The sequence below is a fragment of the Rhodococcus sp. NCIMB 12038 genome, assembly GCF_002165735.1.
In the GTDB taxonomy this organism is placed as follows: domain Bacteria; phylum Actinomycetota; class Actinomycetes; order Mycobacteriales; family Mycobacteriaceae; genus Rhodococcus_F.
In genome coordinates, this window is the sequence record NZ_NHML01000014.1 from 232607 (window position 1) to 251945 (window position 19339).

At 70.1% G+C, this 19339-nt stretch carries 16 protein-coding genes; 8 read left to right on the forward strand and 8 right to left on the reverse strand.

Features of this window, described 5'->3' with window-relative positions; genetic code table 11:
- The first annotated feature begins 6 nt into the window (after positions 1-6).
- Positions 7-1371: an amidase family protein gene (locus CA951_RS22705; protein WP_087558954.1), complete on the forward strand. Its 1365-nt coding sequence runs from the start codon at positions 7-9 to the stop codon at positions 1369-1371.
- A gap of 12 nt (positions 1372-1383) precedes the next feature.
- Here the strand turns inward: CA951_RS22705 and CA951_RS22710 are convergent, their stop codons facing one another.
- The 3 genes from CA951_RS22710 to CA951_RS22720 all read right to left on the reverse strand — a co-directional run bounded on the left by CA951_RS22710 (position 1384) and on the right by CA951_RS22720 (position 4469).
- On the reverse strand, positions 1384-2349 hold the full coding sequence (locus CA951_RS22710) for an adenosine deaminase (RefSeq protein WP_072948338.1): 966 nt from the start codon (positions 2347-2349) through the stop codon (positions 1384-1386).
- A 26-nt stretch (positions 2350-2375) separates the two neighbouring features.
- Positions 2376-3572 (reverse strand): class I adenylate-forming enzyme family protein, encoded by a 1197-nt coding sequence (locus CA951_RS22715; protein ID WP_087558955.1) that lies wholly within the window; start codon positions 3570-3572, stop codon positions 2376-2378.
- Positions 3573-3665: 93 nt separating this feature from the next.
- Entirely contained in the window at positions 3666-4469 is an 804-nt protein-coding gene (locus CA951_RS22720) for an enoyl-CoA hydratase/isomerase family protein (RefSeq protein ID WP_087558956.1), read from the reverse strand.
- 40 nt (positions 4470-4509) lie between these two features.
- On the opposite strand from CA951_RS22720, the gene CA951_RS22725 reads away from it, so the two are divergent.
- Positions 4510-5874, forward strand: coding sequence for an FAD-binding oxidoreductase (locus CA951_RS22725; protein ID WP_087558957.1), 1365 nt, complete (start codon positions 4510-4512; stop codon positions 5872-5874).
- On the opposite strand, the gene CA951_RS22730 is transcribed toward CA951_RS22725, so the two are convergent.
- Together CA951_RS22730 and CA951_RS22735 are read right to left on the reverse strand one after the other, a co-directional pair.
- Positions 5828-7327 carry an MFS transporter gene (locus tag CA951_RS22730; protein ID WP_087558958.1) on the reverse strand — a complete coding sequence of 500 codons (1500 nt, stop codon included), beginning with the start codon at positions 7325-7327 and terminating at the stop codon, positions 5828-5830. The two genes, CA951_RS22725 and CA951_RS22730, sit on opposite strands and share 47 nt — an antisense overlap.
- Positions 7328-7329: 2 nt before the next feature.
- Complete coding sequence (locus CA951_RS22735; RefSeq protein WP_087558959.1) at positions 7330-7944, reverse strand: PadR family transcriptional regulator; 615 nt, start codon at positions 7942-7944, stop codon at positions 7330-7332.
- 81 nt (positions 7945-8025) lie between these two features.
- Here CA951_RS22735 and CA951_RS22740 point away from each other — a divergent pair, with 81 nt between their 5' ends.
- Together CA951_RS22740 and CA951_RS22745 are read left to right on the forward strand one after the other, a co-directional pair.
- Positions 8026-8748 carry a GNAT family N-acetyltransferase gene (locus tag CA951_RS22740; RefSeq protein ID WP_087559000.1) on the forward strand — a complete coding sequence of 241 codons (723 nt, stop codon included), beginning with the start codon at positions 8026-8028 and terminating at the stop codon, positions 8746-8748.
- A gap of 32 nt (positions 8749-8780) precedes the next feature.
- On the forward strand, positions 8781-9818 hold the full coding sequence (locus CA951_RS22745) for a glutathione S-transferase family protein (protein WP_087558960.1): 1038 nt from the start codon (positions 8781-8783) through the stop codon (positions 9816-9818).
- A gap of 10 nt (positions 9819-9828) precedes the next feature.
- Here CA951_RS22745 and CA951_RS22750 read toward each other — a convergent pair whose 3' ends face one another.
- Together CA951_RS22750 and CA951_RS22755 are read right to left on the reverse strand one after the other, a co-directional pair.
- Positions 9829-10224: a VOC family protein gene (locus tag CA951_RS22750; RefSeq protein WP_087558961.1), complete on the reverse strand. Its 396-nt coding sequence runs from the start codon at positions 10222-10224 to the stop codon at positions 9829-9831.
- A gap of 4 nt (positions 10225-10228) precedes the next feature.
- Positions 10229-11083 (reverse strand): AraC family transcriptional regulator, encoded by an 855-nt coding sequence (locus tag CA951_RS22755; protein ID WP_087558962.1) that lies wholly within the window; start codon positions 11081-11083, stop codon positions 10229-10231.
- A 99-nt stretch (positions 11084-11182) separates the two neighbouring features.
- Between CA951_RS22755 and CA951_RS22760 the strand changes: the two genes are divergently transcribed.
- Positions 11183-11869 (forward strand): hypothetical protein, encoded by a 687-nt coding sequence (locus CA951_RS22760; protein ID WP_087558963.1) that lies wholly within the window; start codon positions 11183-11185, stop codon positions 11867-11869.
- Between the two features lies 1 nt (position 11870).
- Here CA951_RS22760 and CA951_RS22765 read toward each other — a convergent pair whose 3' ends face one another.
- Positions 11871-13256, reverse strand: a complete 1386-nt coding sequence (locus CA951_RS22765; protein ID WP_087558964.1) for a glutamate decarboxylase — start codon at positions 13254-13256, stop codon at positions 11871-11873.
- Positions 13257-13382: 126 nt separating this feature from the next.
- Here CA951_RS22765 and CA951_RS22770 point away from each other — a divergent pair, with 126 nt between their 5' ends.
- From CA951_RS22770 to CA951_RS22780, 3 genes are read left to right on the forward strand one after another with little or no spacing between them, the layout of a single operon-like run.
- Positions 13383-14531: an ABC transporter ATP-binding protein gene (locus tag CA951_RS22770; RefSeq protein WP_087559001.1), complete on the forward strand. Its 1149-nt coding sequence runs from the start codon at positions 13383-13385 to the stop codon at positions 14529-14531.
- Positions 14528-15307: an ABC transporter permease gene (locus CA951_RS22775; protein WP_087558965.1), complete on the forward strand. Its 780-nt coding sequence runs from the start codon at positions 14528-14530 to the stop codon at positions 15305-15307. The genes CA951_RS22770 and CA951_RS22775 overlap by 4 nt, the downstream gene beginning before the upstream one ends.
- Positions 15308-15356: 49 nt before the next feature.
- Complete coding sequence (locus tag CA951_RS22780; RefSeq protein ID WP_087558966.1) at positions 15357-19235, forward strand: ABC transporter ATP-binding protein; 3879 nt, start codon at positions 15357-15359, stop codon at positions 19233-19235.
- The last annotated feature ends 104 nt before the right edge of the window (positions 19236-19339 follow it).

A 19339-nucleotide genomic window follows, 5' to 3' on the forward strand; every position in this document is an offset into this window, starting at 1 on the left:
GGATAGGTGGCCCCCAGTCGATCTTTCGACCGTCGCAACTTCCTCCGCGTCGCGGGTGCCTCCGGGGCGGCGGCGTTCGGTGCCGCGATGCTCGGTGCCTGCGGGGAACGCTTGCACGATCCGGAGGTTCCGCCGCTGCCCGACGGCCTGTCCGTTCCGAGTGGCGGAGGGGTGTCCGAGTTCGCGCCCGTCGACAAGGCGACATGGCGTGTGCAGGGCGATCCCCTGGTCGCCCCGACCGGCGACGGGTCCCTCGCCGGCATGCGACTGGCCGTGACCGACCTGTATGCCGTTGCGGGACAGCAGATCGGCGCGGGCAGCGGGCGAAGGCTCGCCGAGGCGCCCGTCGAAACCGGCACCGCCGCGGTGGTGGCGCGCCTGCTCGGGCAGGGCGCCCGCGTCGTCGGCCTGGCGCAGACCGACGACCTCGGTTACGGACATTCCGGCGTCAACCGTCAGTTCGGGACGCCGCCCAACCCCCGTGCCGAGGACTGCCTGCCCGGCGGCGCGACTTCGGGCGCCGCGAGTGCGGTCGCGCAGGGCGCCGCCGACATCGGGCTGGGCGTCGACACCACCGGTTCCGTCCGCATCCCGGCGTCGTATCAGGGCCTGTACGGCTTCGCGCCGTCCCGGGGCGCCGTCTCCACCGACGGACTGTTCCCGCTGTCCCCCACGTTCGACACCCCGGCGTGGGTGTGCAGCGACGTCGACACGCTCGTCGCGGTGTCCGGCGCCCTTCTCCCGCTCACCGCGGAGACCCCGTTCCGCGGCGCCCTCACCTCGGACGGCATCAACGCCGTCGCCGAGGCCGGGGCGCTCGGCGCGGTGCGGCGCGCCCTCACCGCGTGGGAGAAGAGTTCCCTTCCGCGGCTGACGTGGACCGACACGGACATCGGCCGGCTGCCCGACTGGTACGACGCCGTCGTCGACGTGCAGGGCTACGAGGCGTGGCGGCTGCACGGCGAGTGGGTGAGCCAGACGATGTCGTCGCTCGGCGACGAACCCGGCCGCAATTTTGCCGCCGCCAGCCGCATCTGGGAAACGACGTACGGGCGGAAGCTGACCATGCTCGCCGAGGCGTCACAGACGATCACCGCATACGTGGGCGACAGCCTGCTCCTGCTGCCCGCGACGTCGTCCGTCGCCCCCGAGCGGACGGGCGACCCCAGCGGCGGACGGTTCCGGAACACGATGCGCGCCACCGGCATGCTCACGTGCCTCGCGAGCATCTCGGGGCTGCCCAACGCGACCGTGCCGTTGCGCACAGATGACGGGGTTCCCGTGGGCCTGTGCCTGGTCGGGCCGTACGGCCGCGACCGCGACGTCCTGGCCGTCGTCGCGAGTCTCGGCGACACAGGGCTGACGGACTGACGACCGGGGTGATCAGCCGCGGAGCAGTTGCGCCTTGCGTGCGTCGCTCGCGAACGACGCCTTGATCGAGTTGCGGGCCAGGGTGTCCCGCTCGGCATCGGTGAGGCCGAGCTGGTCCCGCAGTTGCGCGAAGTTGTCGTCGACGTATCCGCCGAAGTAGGCGGGGTCGTCGGAATTGACGGTGACGAGCAGACCCGCCTCGAGCATGGTCCGCAGCGGGTGCTCGGACAGCGAGTCGACCACGCACAGCCGCACGTTCGACAGCGGGCACACGGTCAGCGGCACTTCCTCGTCCACCAGGCGCGCCACGAGCGCCGGGTCCTCGAGCGCCCGCACCCCGTGGTCGATGCGCTCGGCGCCGAGGAGATCGAGTGCCTGCCAGATGTACTCGGGCGGCCCCTCCTCGCCCGCGTGCGCGACCACGTGCAGCCCCTCCGACCGGGCGCGCGCGAACACGTCCTCGAACAGCGACGGCGGGTTGCCCACCTCGGCCGAGTCCAGTCCGAGCCCGACGATCGGCGTCTGCAATCGGATGATCTCGGAGAACACTTCCTCCGCCTCGTGCACGGGACGGTCGCGCAGGATCGCGGCGATGGCGGCGCTGCTGAGGCCGAACTCCCGCTCGCTGGTGCTCACCGCGTCCATGATCCCGTCGAGCACGTCGTGCAGCGGGACACCACGATTGACATGGGCCTGCGGGTTGAAGAAGAACTCCACGTGCGCGACGCCGCCCGCCGACGCCCGCGCGAAGTAGGCGCGGGTGAGGTCCGCGAAGTCCTGGGCCGTCCGCAGCACCTGCATGTTCGCGAAGTACAGGTCGAGGAACGACTGCAGGTCGGTGAACTGGTACCGCGACCGGAGATCGTCGAGGTCCGCGTACGGCAGCTGCACGGAATTCCGTTCGGCCAGCGCGAAGATCAGCTCGGGTTCGAGGGAACCCTCGATGTGCATGTGCAGCTCGGCGACGGGAGAGCTCACGGGTGGATACCTGCCTTTCGCACCACCTAGGCAGCGGTGTCGCGGTCGACGATACGGACGAAGCCGTCGCCGTCGATATTCGCGGTGTCGCCGGTGTGAAACCAGCCACCGGTGAACGTCTTCGCGGTCACCTCGGGCCGGTTCCAGTAGCCGCGACTGACTCCCGGACCGCGACACAGCAATTCGCCGACACCGCGGCCGGCGTCCGGCCCGAGGAGCGCCACCTCCATCCCGCCGAACGCGACGCCGACACTGCCCGCGTGTGTCAGAGCGCACTCGTCGGGCAACGCCAGCCCGGCCCCGCACGTCTCGGTCATGCCCCACCCGAGGAAGTGTCTGGCCTCGGGGAACGTTCGCCGGAGGAGTTGCGACTGGTCGAGGGACAGACCCGAGCCGCTGTAGTCGATCCAGCGCACCGCGCGCCGGCCGAAACTCGTCACCCGCGAACTCTCGACGGCGCGCAGGAGAACTGCGGGCGCCGCGGTGAGCACGTCAGCTCCCGTGCCACGCCACGACGCCGCGTCGGTGCTCCCCGTCAGCAGGACCGTTCCGCCCACCACCAGCGTCGACAACAGTTCGACGAGCGATCCGACGGTGTGCAGTTCGGGTTCGACGAGGAGATTCCGCAGTCCCTCGGAGCTGAACCCGCGCGCGTGGAGCACGGATTCGATGGTCGAGAGGACGTTCTCGTTGCTCAGCTCCACCCCCTTCGGGGACTCCGACGGGCCCGGCGTGTACGACAGCAGCACCAGCTCGTCCGGGCTGGCGCCGTCGTCGATGAACGAGATGCCCTCCGGCAGTTCGCCGTCGAGGGTCAGTACCGACTGGCTGTCGGCGAGCACCTGACCGGTCCGCGCGTCGTCGAGCGCCGGGCTCACCCCGACCGGCACGCCGCCGGCGAGCAGCACCCCGAGGAACGCCTCCACCCAGCGGACGCCCACGGGCTGCCGGACCGCGACGCGGTCGCCGATCTCGACGCCCTTCGACTTCAGCCCGCCCGCCACCCGGGCCGCGGATGTCCACAGTTGCGAGAACGTGAGCGACCGGCCGCCGTCCTCCTCGACGGCGATCCGGCCCGCGTAGCGGTGCACGGAGATGTCGAGCAGTTCGGTGAGCGACGGGTTGAGGCCGCCGTACCGGAGCAGTCCGTCACGACCGCGGACCACGCGATCGTCGTGGAAGAACGGACCACTACTCGGGTACTCGACGAGGGACGACGGCATCTGCACCTCCGCTGACGACACTGCTGCGCGACCGGGACGTTTGCCACGACTATATGACGCCCGTCACAGTAGCGGGGAGCGGATCGCCGACGCCTACCGCCCGCGGTACGTCGCCTTGCCCGGTCCCACGTCGAGGAAGCTGCGGACCGCACCCCGGAGGTCCTCGGTCTCGAACAGCGCACCCGACACCTCGGGCGTGACCGAGTCGGCGTGCGCGACGCCACCCGATCGCCACGCGGAGATGATCTGCTTCGTGGCGTCGTGTGCACGCGTCGGACCATCCGCCAGGCGTGCGGTGAGCGCGCGGGCCTCGGTGTCGACGTCCTCGTGGACGGCGTTGACCACACCCCAGCCGTGCAGCGTCGCGGCGTCGTACAGATCGCCGGTCATCACCAGTTCCCGGGCGCGGCCGGATCCTGCCCGCTCGGCCAGCCGCTGCGGACCGCCCATCGACGGGGTCAGCCCCACGACCGTCTCGACCAGTCCGAACTTCGCCCTCGGTGCGGCGAGGATGATGTCGCAGGCGAGCGCGATCTCGAAGGCGGCGGTCAGCGTCAGCCCGTGCGCCGCGTACACGACGGGGCACGGCAGCGCCTCCAGCGGATGGCAGATCTCGGCGAACAACTCCTGCCACAGGTCCGCGCCCTGCTCCGCGGTGAGCCCGTCGAACACGTGGACGTCCACCCCCGCCGAGACCACCTTGCCCTCGGCGCGCAGCAGCACCGCCCGCGGCGGATCCTCGGCGAGCACCGCGACGTCGGCCTGCACGGCGTCGAACATCGCCTGATCGAAGAGGTTCAGTGGGCCGTGGGCGAACGTCAGGATCGCGATCTCGGCGCCGGCGTCGGTGCGGACACGCTCGAGTCGGGTGGGATGCGCGGCGGCAGGCTCAGTCATGCGGCCAGACTGCCACACGTGTTCCGCCTACGATCAGGGTGTGGACTCGCTGCGTGCGGCGCTGGCCGAGGTCGTCGGAGAACGGTTCGTGACCATGGACGCGGACGTGCTCGCCGCCCGCGCGACCGACCACACGGGGCGCTACAGCGGGCGGGCGAGCGCACTGGTCCGCCCGGCGGACGCCGCGGAAGTCTCGGCCGTGCTGGGCATCTGCCGCCGCACCGGAATGAAGGTCACGGTGCAGGGCGGCCGCACCGGACTCGAGGCGGGCACGGTTCCCGAGCACGACGACGTGCTGCTGTCGACGGAACGGCTGACCGCGGTCGGTGCCGTCGACCGCGAGAACCTGCGCGTCACCGTCGGCGCCGGCGTCACCCTCGCCGCGGTACGCCGCGCCGCGTCCGGCGCCGGACTGCTGTTCGGCGTAGACCTCGCGTCCCGGGATTCCGCGACGATCGGCGGCATGGTGTCGACCAACGCCGGCGGGCTGCACACCGTGCGGTACGGCCACATGTCCGCGCAGGTGCTGGGCCTGGAAGTGGTGCTCCCCGATGGGGCGATCGTGCGGCGCAGCATGCGGGTGGGCGCCGAGAACTGCGGATACGACCTGCCCGCGCTGTGGGTGGGCAGCGAGGGCACCCTCGGTGTGGTCACGGCCGTCGATCTGGCGCTCCACCCGGTGCCGGACTTCCGTGTGACCGCCCTCGCCGGGTTCGCGCACCTGTCCGGGCTGATCGACGCGGCGCACGTAGTCCGGCGGCTCGAGGGCGTCGACGCCGTGGAGATGCTCGACGGCCGCGGGCTCGACCTGGCCTCGTCGCGGCTGGGTTTCGCGGTTCCGACGGGACTGCCGTGGTACCTCCTGGTGGAACTGGCCGGGCACCGCGATCTCACCGTCGACCTCGCCGACGCGCTGGAGCGGTGCGATCCCGACGACGAACCCGCCGTCGGGATCGATCCCGCAGGCCGCGCCCGGGTGTGGGCGGCGCGCGACGCGTTCGCGGACGTGGTCGGGCTGTTCGGCCCGCCGCTGAAATTCGACGCCGCCGTCCCGTTGGACGCTCTCGCCGCGTTCGTCGCCGACGCCGTCGCGCTGGTGGCGAACCGGGCACCCGACGCGATCCCGATACTGTTCGGGCACGTCGCCGACGGCAACGTCCACCTCAACGTGCTGCGCTGCCCCGACGAGTCCGTGCTGTACCGGGCGGTGACGGAACTGATCCGTGACCACGGCGGCAACATCGCCTCCGAACACGGCGTCGGCGCACACAAGCGCAACTACCTGGACCTCGCCCTCAGCCGCGAGGACATCGCCGCGATGTGGACGATCAAGCGGGCGTTCGACCCCGACGACTACCTCAACCCCGCAGTGATGTTTCCCGACTGGCTGCGTCCTCCGCGCTGACCCCGGGCTCCTTCTCACGCGACGGTCGCGCAAAGCAGACGGAGGCGACGAAACCGATCAGCAGGATCGCGGCGGGCAGCCAGATCGACTGCGACATCGCCGTGGCGAACGGTTCCTTCACGAACTCGGGCATCTCGCCGACGCCGGCCTCCTGGCTGTCGGCGTTCAGCCCCTGCGCGGACAGGCGGGCCGTGATGAGCGCACCGATCGCGGCGCTACCGAGGACGGCGCCGACCTGGCGGGTCGTGTTGTAGACGCCTGCCCCGGCGCCCGCCTGATGGGGCGGCAGGTTGTGGGTGGCCGTGGCCGCGAGCGGCGACCAGATGCACGCGTTGGCGAGACCGATCAGCCCGATCGGCAGTAGCAGTTCCCAGATCGCCACGTCGGGCGACATCACCATGGACAGCCAGCCGAGCGCGATCGAGAACAGCAGGAACCCGGCGCCCGCGATGTACCGCGGGTGGGTGCGGTCGACGAGTTTGCCGATGAACGGGGCGAACACACCGGTGAGGACGGCCATCGGCACGAGCAGCAGCGCCGACCGGGTGGGCGACAGACCGCGCACCGCCTGCGTGTAGAACATCAGCGGCAGGACCATCGCGGTGATCGCGAATCCCATCGACGTGATCGCCACGTTGGCGAGCGAGAAGTTGCGGTCCTGGAACAGGCCCAGCGGGAGCAGCGGCTCGTTCTTGTTCCAGGACTGGTACCAGACGAAGACGCCGAGCAGGACGAGGCCTGCGGTGATCGACGCGAGCACCGTCGCCGACCAGTCGTAGGAACTGCCTTCCTGGATTCCGAACACGAGGAAGAACATGCCGAGCGCGCTGAGGACGACCCCGGGGATGTCGAACTTGTGCTCGTGGGTCTCCAGCGCAGGCACCAGCCGCCAGGCCAGCACGAACGCGATCACGCCGACGGGGACGTTGACGATGAAGATCCATTCCCAGCCGAGGTTGTCGACGAGCACGCCGCCGGCGAGTGGTCCCACCAGCGTGGCGACACCCGCGACGGCGCCCCACAGACCCATCGCGGTGCCGCGGCGGTCCGGCGGGAACGTCCGGGTGATGACGGCCATCGTCTGCGGCGTCATCAGTGCGGCGCCGAGTCCCTGGAACACGCGCGCGACGATGAGCATGGTGATGGTGCCGGACAGTCCGCACCACAGCGACGCCCCGGTGAACAGGACGAGCCCGATCAGGTAGATGTTCTTGGGACCGAAGCGGTCACCGAGGCGGCCGGTGACCAGCAGCGGCACCGCGTACGCCAGCAGGTAGGCGCTGGTGACCCAGACGACCTTGTTGATGTCGGTGTGCAGGTCGTTCATGATCGCCGGGTTCGCCACCGCGACGATGGTGCTGTCGACGAGGATCATGAAGAAGCCGATGACGAGGGCCCACAACGCGGGCCAGGGATTTCGGTGCTCGGGTGGTGCGGTGCGCTCGGTGTCCATCATCAATCCTTTGCTGAACCGGATGGGATCCGGCGTGAGTGTGTCAGTCGTTCGACGAGTTCCGGCGAGAGCCACGGCAGGGCGCCGGAGTCGATGTCGGCCACCAGGGCCCTGAGCCATTCGCGCTCCGCGCGGGCGACGGTGACGAGGTATTCGTTGCCGAGGAGGAAGATCCTGGGGATCTCGGTGGAGCAGGCGAGCGCGGCGGCGGTGTCGAGTTCGTCGATCTCGCGGGCGAGGTGATCGAGCCGTTCCCGGAGCAGTTCCACCACCGTGTGCGCGTCGACGTTGTGCGCCTCGGCCAGCGCGAGCGGGAACTGCGGGTACTCGGGCACCGGGGTGGCGAGCATGTCGCTCACCCGGTGGACGAGGGCCTCCCGGCCCGCGTCGGTGACCTCGTACATGGTGCGTTCGGGCCGGTTTCCCGCCCGGTCGGTGCCGGTGGTGCGCACCAGTCCTTGACCTTCGAGCCTGCTCACGGTGTGGTACAGCGACCCCGGCCGGATCTTCACTACGCGTCCACGACGGGCGTCGGCGAGTTGATACATCTCGTACGGGTGCATCGTGCGCTCACACAGCAGGCCGAGGATGGTGACGCCGAGCGGCGTGAGTGCCATGGTCACCACCTTTCCACTACTCCGAGTCGAATACTCCACGTGGAATATACCGTCCGGGCTTTCGCGGAACAAGCGGCTACCGTGGGCCCCGTGGACTCCCATCACCTCGACATCATTCGACTCGCCTGGTCACGCGAACTGGGATTGCCCGACGACGCACTGGCCACCCGCCCGGACGCCGACGACCGCGCGGTCCGGGTGGACGACGAGACCGACACGATCCGATTCCTGCGTCTGAGCGAGACGTCCGCGCTCATCGGACCGCGGTGGGCGATCGAGCGCGCCGACGGGCACACGGCGGAGGAACTGACGGAATCCGCGACGCTGCTCGCCCTCACCCAGGACCGGTCCGGACGGTGCGCCGGCCCGGTGGTGCTCGCGTACGGCACCGACTACCAGGATCCGGTGACCGGCCCGCCACCCCTCGTCTCGCACGAACGTGACCACGTCCGGCAGGTCGAGGCGGCCTGTCCCCCGGACGACGTCGCCGAGGCCCGGGTGGCAGAGCGCGAACGGTGGTTCACGATTCTCGACGACGCGCAGCAACCGGTCGGGTGCGCCGGTTACACCGAGTTCCAGGGATTCCTCGCCGACGTCGGGGTGCTCACGGCACCGGAGTTCCGGCGCCGGGGACTGGGCGCGACGGTCGCCGGGATCGCCACCGACGACGCACTCGACGCCGGCCTGATCGCCCAATGCCGTTCACCGCGCGACAATCCGGCCGCGCGCGCGCTCGCCGCCCGCGCCGGGTACCGGGAACTGGGAACGTACGCCGAGGTCACGATCTCGCGACGTACGCTCTGAGACGACAGCGAAAGACGGGGAACGAGTCGACCATGACAGATCGAACGGCAGAACCGCACGGCACGGAAGGCGCCTACGTCGAATCCGGCGCCGAGTTCACACGCGACACCCACTACATCCCCACCCGCATCACGGCCGACGGCCGCGACGGCTACCCCGTCGAACCCGGCCGCTACCGTCTCGTGGCCGCCCGCGCCTGCCCCTGGGCCAACCGCGCGATCATCGTCCGGCGACTGCTCGGGCTCGAGGACGTGTTGTCGATGGGGCTGTGCGGCCCCACCCACGACAAGCGCAGCTGGACCTTCGATCTCGACCCGGGCGGGCTCGACCCCGTGCTGAAGATCCCGCGCCTGCAGGACGCGTACTTCGCGCGCTTCCCCGACTATTCGCGGGGCATCACCGTGCCTGCGATCGTCGACGCCCCCACCGGGCAGGTGGTCACCAACGACTACCCCCGGATCACCCTCGACTTGTCCTCGGAATGGACGCGGTACCACCGCGACGGCGCGCCCGACCTCTATCCCGGGCCGCTGCGCGACGAGATCGACGAGGTCGCCGATCTCGTGTTCCGCGACGTGAACAACGGTGTGTACCGGTGCGGTTTCGCCGGGTCCCAGGACGCGTACGAGTCCGCCTACGACCGCCTGTTCGCCCGTCTCGACTGGCTCGAGGAGCGGCTGAGCGACCGCAGGTACCTCGTCGGGGACACGATCACCGAGGCCGACGTGCGGCTGTTCACCACCCTGGCACGGTTCGACGCCGTCTATCACGGGCACTTCAAGTGCAACCGGAACAAACTCGACGAGATGCCCGTCCTGTGGAGCTACGCGCGCGACCTCTTCCAGACGCCCGGGTTCGGCGACACCATCGACTTCACCCAGATCAAGCAGCACTACTACATCGTGCACACCGACATCAATCCCACGCAGATCGTGCCGAAGGGCCCGGACCTGTCCGGCTGGCTCACACCGCACGGCCGTGAAGGGCTGGGCGGCAAGCCGTTCGGGGACGGCACCCCGCCGCCTCCGCCGAAGCCCGGCGAGGCGGTCCCGGCCGGGCACGGCGCGTGATCGGGCGGATCTAGGTGCCGGCGTAGGTGCCGAAACTCCAGAACACGCCCTCAGGGTCGCGGCAGGTGAATCCGCGCGAGCCGTAGTCCTCGTCCTTCAGCCCGGCGACGATCGTGGCACCGGCGGCCACGGCGCGCTCGTGGAGCGCGTCGGGGTCGTCGACGACGAGGTACACCGATCCCGTCCCCGGCGGCAGGTCGCTGATGACCGAGTCCTCGCGGGGTGAGCCGAGCATGATGCCGCCGCCCTTCGGCCAGCCGAGTTCGGCGTGATCGACCCGGTCCCCCTCGCCGTACACCGCCTTCTCGTCGAACCCGAAGGCCTCGACGAGGAAGCGGATCGCGGCCCGCGCGTCGCGGTAGACGAGCGTGGGCCACACACATGTGGTTTGCGTCGAAGTAGTCATGACATCACCGTGCTCCGTCTTCGGGGTCGGGGTCTTGGACGAATGAGAAGGGGTCGATCTCCCGCCACCGCGACGGCGGGACGCCCGCGAGGTCGCGCCAGTCCCGCGCCATGTGCGCCTGGTCGTAGTAGCCGCACACCGCGGACACGTCGGCGAGGGTCGCCCCGGCGGCGCCTTTGAGCATCCGGTGCGAACGATCGAAGCGGGACAACCGCACCACATCCTTCGGCGTCACGCCGTACTCCGCGACGAACCTGTTCACCAGATGCCTTCTGCTCCAGCCGACCTCGTGCGCGACGTCGGCGACCCGGACGCCGCCGCCGGCGACGATCAGGTGCCAGGCGCGGGTGAGATGCGGGTCGATCTCCGCAGGCTCGGCGCGGCGCGTGAGGATCTCGTCGAGGATCGCGAACCGTCCGTCCCAGACGGGTTCGAGGGACAGCCGTTCCGTCAACTCCCCCGCATCGGGACCGAGCAGGTCCTCGAGGCCGACGACCCACGCGCCCAGGGCGGCGGTGGGCACGCCCAGCAGCGCCCGGGCGCCGAGCGGGCTGAGGGCCAGCTGGACGCCGTGCTGGTTGCCGTCGTGCCGGATCGTCACCGGCGCCGTCGCGATGCCGCCGGCCAGAGTGTCGTACCGGCCGGGCGCCTGGCCGGGAGCCGCCTGGGCGGCGATGTCGAGGGGCTCGCCGATGGTCACGATCACCGTCAGGCAGGGCGAGGGCAGACCGAGGTGGATGCCGGGCTCGAACCCGGCCAGCCGGTAGCCGTCGTACCCCGTGACCAGCGCGCGCAGCGGCGCCGCCGGGCGCCGGAAGGCCCCGGACGACACCGCGGTATCGCTGTCGGCGACTCTCACGACACCAGCCTAGGCAACGGTGCCGACAACGGTCACGGCGTTCGCTCACCTACAGTCGGTGCCAGCACACTCGAAGCACTAGGCGAGACGGGAGCCCCGATGGCTGGCAATGGTGGACCGGTGGAGAAGGTACTGGTCTCGGTCCTCGACAACGGAAGCCGACTCCAGGCGCCCGCGGTGGCCAAGTACGTCGAATGGGTCCGGCGCTCGCACCCCGGTGAGTCGCCCGCGCAGATCGTCGAACGCATGGAGAAGATGTTCCTGCTGGGCGTGACGGGCAGCGGCAGCGCTGTCGGCGCCACTGCCGCCATTCCCGGTGTCGGAACCGTCGCCTCCATCGCGGCCGTGGGCGCCGAATCGGCGTTCTTCCTGGAGGCGGCGGCGCTGCTCACGCTCGCCGTCGCGTCGGTGCACGGCATCTCCGCCGCCGATCACCAGCAGCGGCGCGCACTGGTCCTCTCGGTGGCCCTCGGCGAATCGGGCATGGAAATCGTCCAGAAGGCGACGGGCGTGACGGCGAAGAACTGGGCGAGCGCCATCACCAGCCGCATCCCCGGCCCCACGATGAAGGGCATGAACAGCACGCTGGTGCGCAAGTTCATCACCAAGTACGCCGCCCGCCGGAGCGCGCTGATCCTCGGCAAACTGGTGCCCGCGGGCATCGGCGCCGCCATCGGCGGCGCCGGCAACCGGGCCATCGGCAAGGGCGTCATCAAGAACTCGCGCGAGGCGTTCGGTCCCGCCCCGGCCCGCTGGCCGGACGAGCTCCGCGCGGTCGAAGCGTGATCTAGTGCGCGAAGTGCTGTTCCGTCGAATGCCCGCCGCCCTTCTCGGCGAGTTCGGCGCACACTTCCTCGATTGCCTCGGCGACGAGGGTCCCCAGGTCGGCGCTGAAGCCCTCGCGCACGACGATGCGCAGAACCGCCACGTCCTCCGCGTCGGCGGGCATCGTGTACGCGGGCACCTGCCACCCCCGGGCCCGCATCTCGTGTGACACGTCGAAGACCGTGAACCCGGGATCGCCGACCAGTTCGAACGCCAGCACCGGTATATCGGTTCCGTCCGTGATGAGGGTGAAGTGTTCGAGCTCGGCGATGCGTTTGCCGACGCGGACCGCGGTGTCACGCAGCGTCTCCATGATCGACCGGTAGCCGGCCCGGCCGAGCCGCAGGAAGTTGTAGTACTGGCCCACCACCTGATTGCCGGGCCGCGAGAAGTTGAGGGTGAACGTCGGCATGTCGCCGCCCAGGTAGTTGACCCGGAACACCAATCCCTCGGGAAGGTACTCACGCTCACGCCACACCACGAACCCGATCCCCGGATACGTCAGCCCGTACTTGTGACCACTCACGTTGATCGAGGCGACGCGCGGAACCCGGAAGTCCCACAACAACTCCGGTTGCAGGAAGGGGACGACGAAGCCACCGCTCGCCGCGTCCACGTGGATCGGGACGTCCGGGCCGCCGGACGCGGCGAGCGCGTCGAGAGCTGCCGCGATCTCCGCCACCGGCTCGAGTTCCCCGGTGTAGGTGGTGCCCACGATCACGATCGCACCGATGGTGTTCTCGTCGACCGCGTCGCGCACCTGCTCCGGCGTGATGACGTAACGGCCCTTCTCCATCGGCAGGTACTTGGGCTCGACGTCGAAGTACCGGCAGAACTTCTCCCACACCACCTGGACGTTGCTGCCGAGCACCAGATTCGGCCGGGCCGTGTCCTTCCCGGCCGCCTCCTGCTTCGCCCGCCACCGCCACTTGAGCGCAAGACCACCGAGCATCACCGCCTCGCTGGAACCGATCGTCGAGACGCCGGTGGCGCTGGCCGGGTCGGTGGTCGACAGGTCGGGGGCGTGGAACAGATCGGCCACCATCGACACGCAGCGCGCCTCGATTGCCGCCGTCGCGGGGTACTCGTCCTTGTCGATCATGTTCTTGTCGAACGTCTCGGCCATCAATTTGTCGGCCTCGGGATCCATCCACGTGGTGACGAACGTGGCCAGGTTCAACCGGGAACTGCCGTCCAGCATCAACTCGTCGTGGATGAACCGGTACGCGGCCTCGGGATCGGTCTCGTCGTCCGGCAACCGCAACGCCGGGAACGGGTCGATCGACAGGCGCCCGGTGTACGCGGGAGAGATGACGTCGCGATGGTGATGATGATGGTGCTTGCTCATGTGCGTCCCCAATCGATTGGTGTCAGCAAGCGCCGTCACGACGCCTGTACGTCAGTTGGTGAATCTCGGCACGGCAGCCCAGTAGGGTCGAAACAGTTCCATTCGATTGTGGCAGGGGAGGACGGGTTGACCACAGCAATCCCGGGAAGTTTCGCGGCGCCGATCGAGGTGCGGGGGCTGTCCAAGCGCTTCAAGAACGTCGACGCGGTCACAGACCTCTCCTTCACCGTGCCGCAGGGATCGATCACCGGATTCCTCGGGCCCAACGGCTCGGGCAAGACCACGACGCTGCGGATGATCCTCGGTCTCGTGAAGCCGACGTCCGGCACCTCCACGGTCGCCGGGGTCCCGATCCGCTCCCTCGCGGATCCCGCGCGCACGGTCGGCGCCGTCCTCGACTCGCAGAGCCTGCACCCCAACCGGACGGCACTCGACCACCTGAAGGTGTACGCGTCCGCGATCCGCGTTCCGGACGCCCGCGCACGCCAGGTGCTCGCACTCGTCGGGCTCGAGGACGTCGCGGGGCGCAAGGCCGGCGGCTTCTCCCTCGGCATGCGGCAGCGGCTGTCGCTGGCGACGGCGCTGCTCGGTGATCCGCGGATCCTGATCCTCGACGAACCCGCCAACGGACTCGACCCCGAGGGCATCGCGTGGCTGCGCGAGTTCCTGAAGGGCTTCGCCGCATCCGGTCGCACGGTGCTGATCTCGAGCCACATCCTCCGCGAGGTGGAGCAGACCGTCGACAATCTGGTGATCGTCAGCCGCGGCTCCCTCGTCTATCAGGGGCGCATGGAGGAGTTGCGCAAGTCGCAGCAGAGCCGGCTGCTGGTCGCGTCGTCGAGCCCGGCCGCGCTGGCGACCGCCCTGGCCGCGAAGGGCATCGTCGACGCCCGCTCGCTGGCCGACGGGCGCCTCGCCGTCGTCGGTGCGTCCCTCGAACTCGTCGAGTCCGTCGCCGCGGGAGCCGGGGTGACGATCTTCGGGGCCGTCGGCGATCACATCGACCTCGAGCAGCTCTTCCTGTCGATGACCGCAGGCCAGTACGTGGCCGGGGCGAGCCCCGCCGCGCCCTCGGGGTACGGCCCGCCGCCGACGTATGCTCCCCAGCCCGGGTACGCACCGCCGGGCTACGCCGCACAACCGGGTTACGCCCCGCAACCCGGCTACGGCCCGCCGCCCGGCTACGCCGCACAACCGGGATATGCCCCGCAACCGGGCTACGGCCCACCACCCGCACACCCCCAGCAGGGTCCGATGTCCGGAGGTCCGCGATGACAACGCTGCTCACCGCAGAATTCCGCAAGGTCACCACGCTGCGCTTCTGGTGGATGCTCGGTCTGGCACCGCTGATCGTCGGAATGTTCTCGAGCGCGATCACCCTTCCCGTGATGCGCGCGTTCACCGACGCGTTCGAGGCCGATCCGAACGAGGCCAACCTCGCCGCCACCCTGTTCGGGCTGGCCGTCGCCGTCGCCCTCGTCGTCCTGTTCGCCGCACTCTTCGGGGCGGTCAACGTGGGCACGGAATTCCGGTACAAGACGCTCACCACCACGTTCCTCACCGCCCGCGGCCGGGACGGGGTGATCGGCGCCAAGCTCGCCGTCACCGCGGCGTTCGGCTTCTTCTACTGCCTCGTGGTGGAGGTGGTCAGCGTCGCCCTGCTGCTGACGTTCGGCGGTGACACGTTCGAACTGCGCGGATCGCTGTTCGCCATGCTCGGCGCCGCCCTGATCTGCGCGACGCTGTGGGCGCTCATCGGCGGCGGCGTGTCGATGCTCACCGGCTCGTCCGTCGGAAGCTGCATCGCCCTCGTCGTCTGGTACACCCTCGGCGAGATGATCCTCCGCTCGATCCTCAGCGGAATCGGCATCGGCTCCGTCGGCAGCATCCTCCCCGTGTCCGCCACGCTCGGGACGGTCGCCAACGCGGCCGCAGGCAACGAGATCGACTGGCTGACGCTCTGGCCTACCGCGCCCCTCGCCCTGCTCGTGTGGACCGCGGTCCTCGTCGCGGGCGGCTGGGCGCTCACCCGGCAGCGCGACATCACCTGACGCCGCACCGATACCGGCCCTGTCGGTGCCCGGCGCTAACGTGGACCCAGTGGTAAGTGAGAGTGCGTCCGGTTCGGTGATCGAACGAGAACAGACGCTGGAGCGGGATCAGGCACGGCCGGGCTGGATTCGACGGCTGAGCGGTGAGTGCTGGGCACACCGCCGCGTCGCGCTCGGCGCGCTGACCGTGACGGTGATCGCCGCCGGCATCGACATCTCGTTCCCCCTGCTCACCAAGTACGCGGTCGACGCCGCAGGCTCGGGTCGCGCCACCGAGGTGATCGGCACCGCGGCGCTGCTCATCGCACTGCTCGCGTGCGTGCGGTTCGGCTGCCAGTTCGGCCGCCGGATGCTCGCGGGCAAGCTGTCCCTGGACGTCCAGCACGACCTGCGGCTGGGCCTGCTCGGCGCGCTGCAACGGCTCGACGGGCGGGGGCAGGATCAGATCCGCACCGGCCAGGTGGTGTCCCGGTCGATCACCGACCTCCAGTTGGTGCAGGGACTGCTCGCGATGGTCCCGCTGTCGGCGGGCGCGCTGCTCCAGTTCGTCCTCGCCCTCGCGATCATGGCATGGCTGTCGCCGCTGCTGACCGTCGTCGCGCTGGTGATCGTCCCCGCGGTCTGCCTCGTCGTCTACACGATGCGACCGAAGCTGTTCGCCGCCACCTGGTCCGCGCAGCAGCGGGCGGCCGACCTCGCGCAGCACGTCGAGGAAACCGTCACCGGTGTCCGCGTGGTCAAGGGCTTCGGTCAGGAACGCCGGGCCGTCGACCAACTCGAGGACCACAGCCGGTCGCTGTACGCGGAACGCCTGCGGGCCGCCCGGATCAACGCGCGATTCGCCCCGACCATGGCGGCGCTGCCCCAACTCGGCCTCGTCGGCGTCATCGCGATCGGCGGCTACCTCGCCCTGCACGGGACCATCACGATCGGTACGTTCCTCGCCTTCGCGACATACGTTGCCACGATGACCGGCGTCACCCGCACCCTGTCGTCGGTGGTGATCATGGCCCAGCTGTCCCGGGCCGCCGTCGAGCGCGTGTACGAGGTGATCGACACCGAACCGGAGGTCGCGGACCCGCCGCACCCCACCGCGCTGCCCGGCGGACCGCTGGGTGTGGATCTGCGCTCGGTGACGTTCGGGTTCGAATCGGAACGCAACGTCCACCGCGGACTCGACCTGCGGATCGCACCCGGCGAGACGGTCGCGGTGGTCGGCATGGCCGGCTCCGGCAAGACCGCGCTGTCGCTGCTGCTCCCCCGCTTCTATGCGCCGTCGTCGGGTTCGGTGTCCCTCACGTCCGGCGGCGAATCGTTCGACGTGTCCACCCTGAGCGCCGAGCAGTTGCGTGAAGCGGTCGGCCTCGTGTTCGACGAACCGTTCCTCTTCTCCGACACCATCGCGGCCAACATCGCACTCGGCAGGCCCGACGCCAGCGCCGAGGAGATCCGCGCCGCCGCCGCCATGGCCGCCGCCGACGAGTTCGTCTCCGCGTTGCCGGAGGGCTACGACACCGTGGTCGGCGAACGTGGTCTCACGCTGTCGGGCGGGCAGCGGCAGCGGATCGCGCTGGCACGCGCACTCCTCACCGACCCGCGAGTGCTGATCCTCGACGACGCCACGTCCGCAGTCGACGCCACCACCGAGGCGTCGATCTTCGAGGCACTGCGGGCCAACCGCGGCCGGACAGCGCTGATACTGGCGCATCGCCGCTCGACGCTGTCCCTCGCGGACCGCGTCGCCGTCCTCGACGGCGGACGGATCGTCGATTCCGGCACGGTCTCCGAACTCGACGAACGGTGCCCGCTCTTCCGCGCCCTGTTCACCTCCCCCGACAGCGCGGGCCCCATCGACGTCAGCGTCCCCGCACCGAGCGACCCGATGCCGTATCGGCGCATACCGTCCGAGTCCGAGTTGTGGCCGGAGGACGCCGAGGAATGGGACGGACCCGTCGCCACCGCCTCGTCCGGCCGCACCCCGGCCCCGGGCGCGGGACCCGGCGGGCGGGCAGGCGGCGGACCGATGGCGGGAGCGCTGGGCAGCGTGGCCGCCACCCCGGAACTCCGGGACGCCGTGAATGCGCTGCCGCCGGCCGTCGAGAGCCCGGGCATCGAGACCCGGAACCTGCGCCTCCCCGAACCCGACTTCCGGCTGTCGCGGATCCTGCGGCCCGTCCGCGGTCTGCTCGTGGCCGTCGTCGTCTGCCTCGCGCTCGACGCGCTGGCGGGGATCGCGTTCCCATCTATCGTCCGCTTCGCGATCGACCACGGAGTCGTCCCGCAGGACGCCGCGACACTCTGGACCGCCGCGGGGGTGGGCGTCGCGCTCGTCGTCGCCGGCTGGCTCGTCGTCGCCCTGATGACGGTGCTCACCGCGCGAGCGGGAGAACGGGTGCTGTTCGGGTTGCGGGTGCGCAGCTACGCCCACCTGCAGCGGCTCGGGCTCGACTACTACGAGCGCGAACTGTCCGGCCGCATCATGACGCGGATGACCACCGACGTCGACGCGCTGTCCTCGTTCATCCAGACGGGGTTGTCGACCGCGGTGGTGAGCGTGCTGACCGTCCTCGGCATCTCCATCGCCCTCGTCGTCACGAACGTCACGCTCGCGCTGGTGGCGCTCGCCGTCATCCCGCCGCTCCTCGTCGCGACGCTGGTCTTCCGCCGGATCTCCTCGGTGGCGTACACGGTCTCGCGGGAGCGGATCTCCCTCGTCAACGCCGACTTCCAGGAGAACGTCGCCGGGCTCCGTGCCGCGCAGGCCTACCGCCGCGAAGAGTTCGCCGCCCGCCGGTTCGCGGAGCGGGCCGACAGCTACCGGCGCAGCCGGATGCGGTCGCAGCGGGCGATCTCGCTGTACTTCCCGTTCATCGCGTTCCTCTCGGACCTCGCCCTGGCCGCCGTGGTGTTCGTCGGTGCACACCAGGTCGCGGGCGGCGACACGACCACCGGCACGCTCGTCGCCTTCGTGCTGTACCTCGGGCTGCTGTTCGGGCCCATCCAGCAGCTGTCGCAGGTGTTCGACGGATATCAGCAGGCCAGTGTGGGCCTGCTCCGGATCGGGGACCTGCTCCGCACACCCAGTTCCATCGAGCGGGCGACCTCCCGTGACGATCTCCAGCCGATCGACGGGCATCTCCGCGGAGAGCTGTGCCTGCGCGACGTCGGGTTCCGCTATCAGGGCGCGGACAGCGACGCCCTCACCGACATCGACCTGCACATCCCGGCAGGCACCACCGTCGCACTCGTCGGCCGGACCGGTGCGGGCAAGTCGACCATCGTGAAACTGCTCGCCCGCTTCTACGACCCGACGTCGGGGGCGGTGCTCGTCGACGACGTGGACCTCCGCCGGTACCCACTCGGCGAGTACCGCGGACGGCTCGGCGTCGTCCCCCAGGAAGCCCACCTGTTCACCGGGACCGTCGCCACCAACATCGCGTACGGCCGCCCCGATGCGAGCCGCGCGGAGATCGAGGACGCGGCCCGCGCGGTCGGCGCACTGGGCACGATCGCCGAACTGCGGGGTGGGATGCATCACCCCATCGGCGAGCGCGGGCAGGGCCTGTCGGCGGGCCAGCGCCAGCTGATCGCGCTCGCCCGGGCCGAGTTGGTCGACCCCGATCTGCTTCTGCTCGACGAAGCGACCGCGACGCTCGATCCGGCCACCGAGCAGGTAGTTCTCGAGGCGAGCAGCCGTGTGACACGCACCCGCACATCGGTGGTGGTGGCCCACCGGCTGGCCACCGCGGCCCGCGCAGATGTGATCCTCGTCATCGACAAGGGGCGGGTGGTGGAGACGGGATCGCACGCCACCCTGCGCTATGCCGGTGGCCACTATTCGGGACTGTGGGATGCGGCGGAGACCGGGGCGGGGAATAATCGCGGGGCGAGAACCGTCATCGATGGTGACCCCATCGGTTGGCCGTGAGACAGCTCACACGTGCAGGCCTGGCGATCTACACGTCACACGCGAGGGCTAGTCTCATGTATATAGGCGCTCTGATCGGGTACCGAAATAGAAACGAGGCGAAC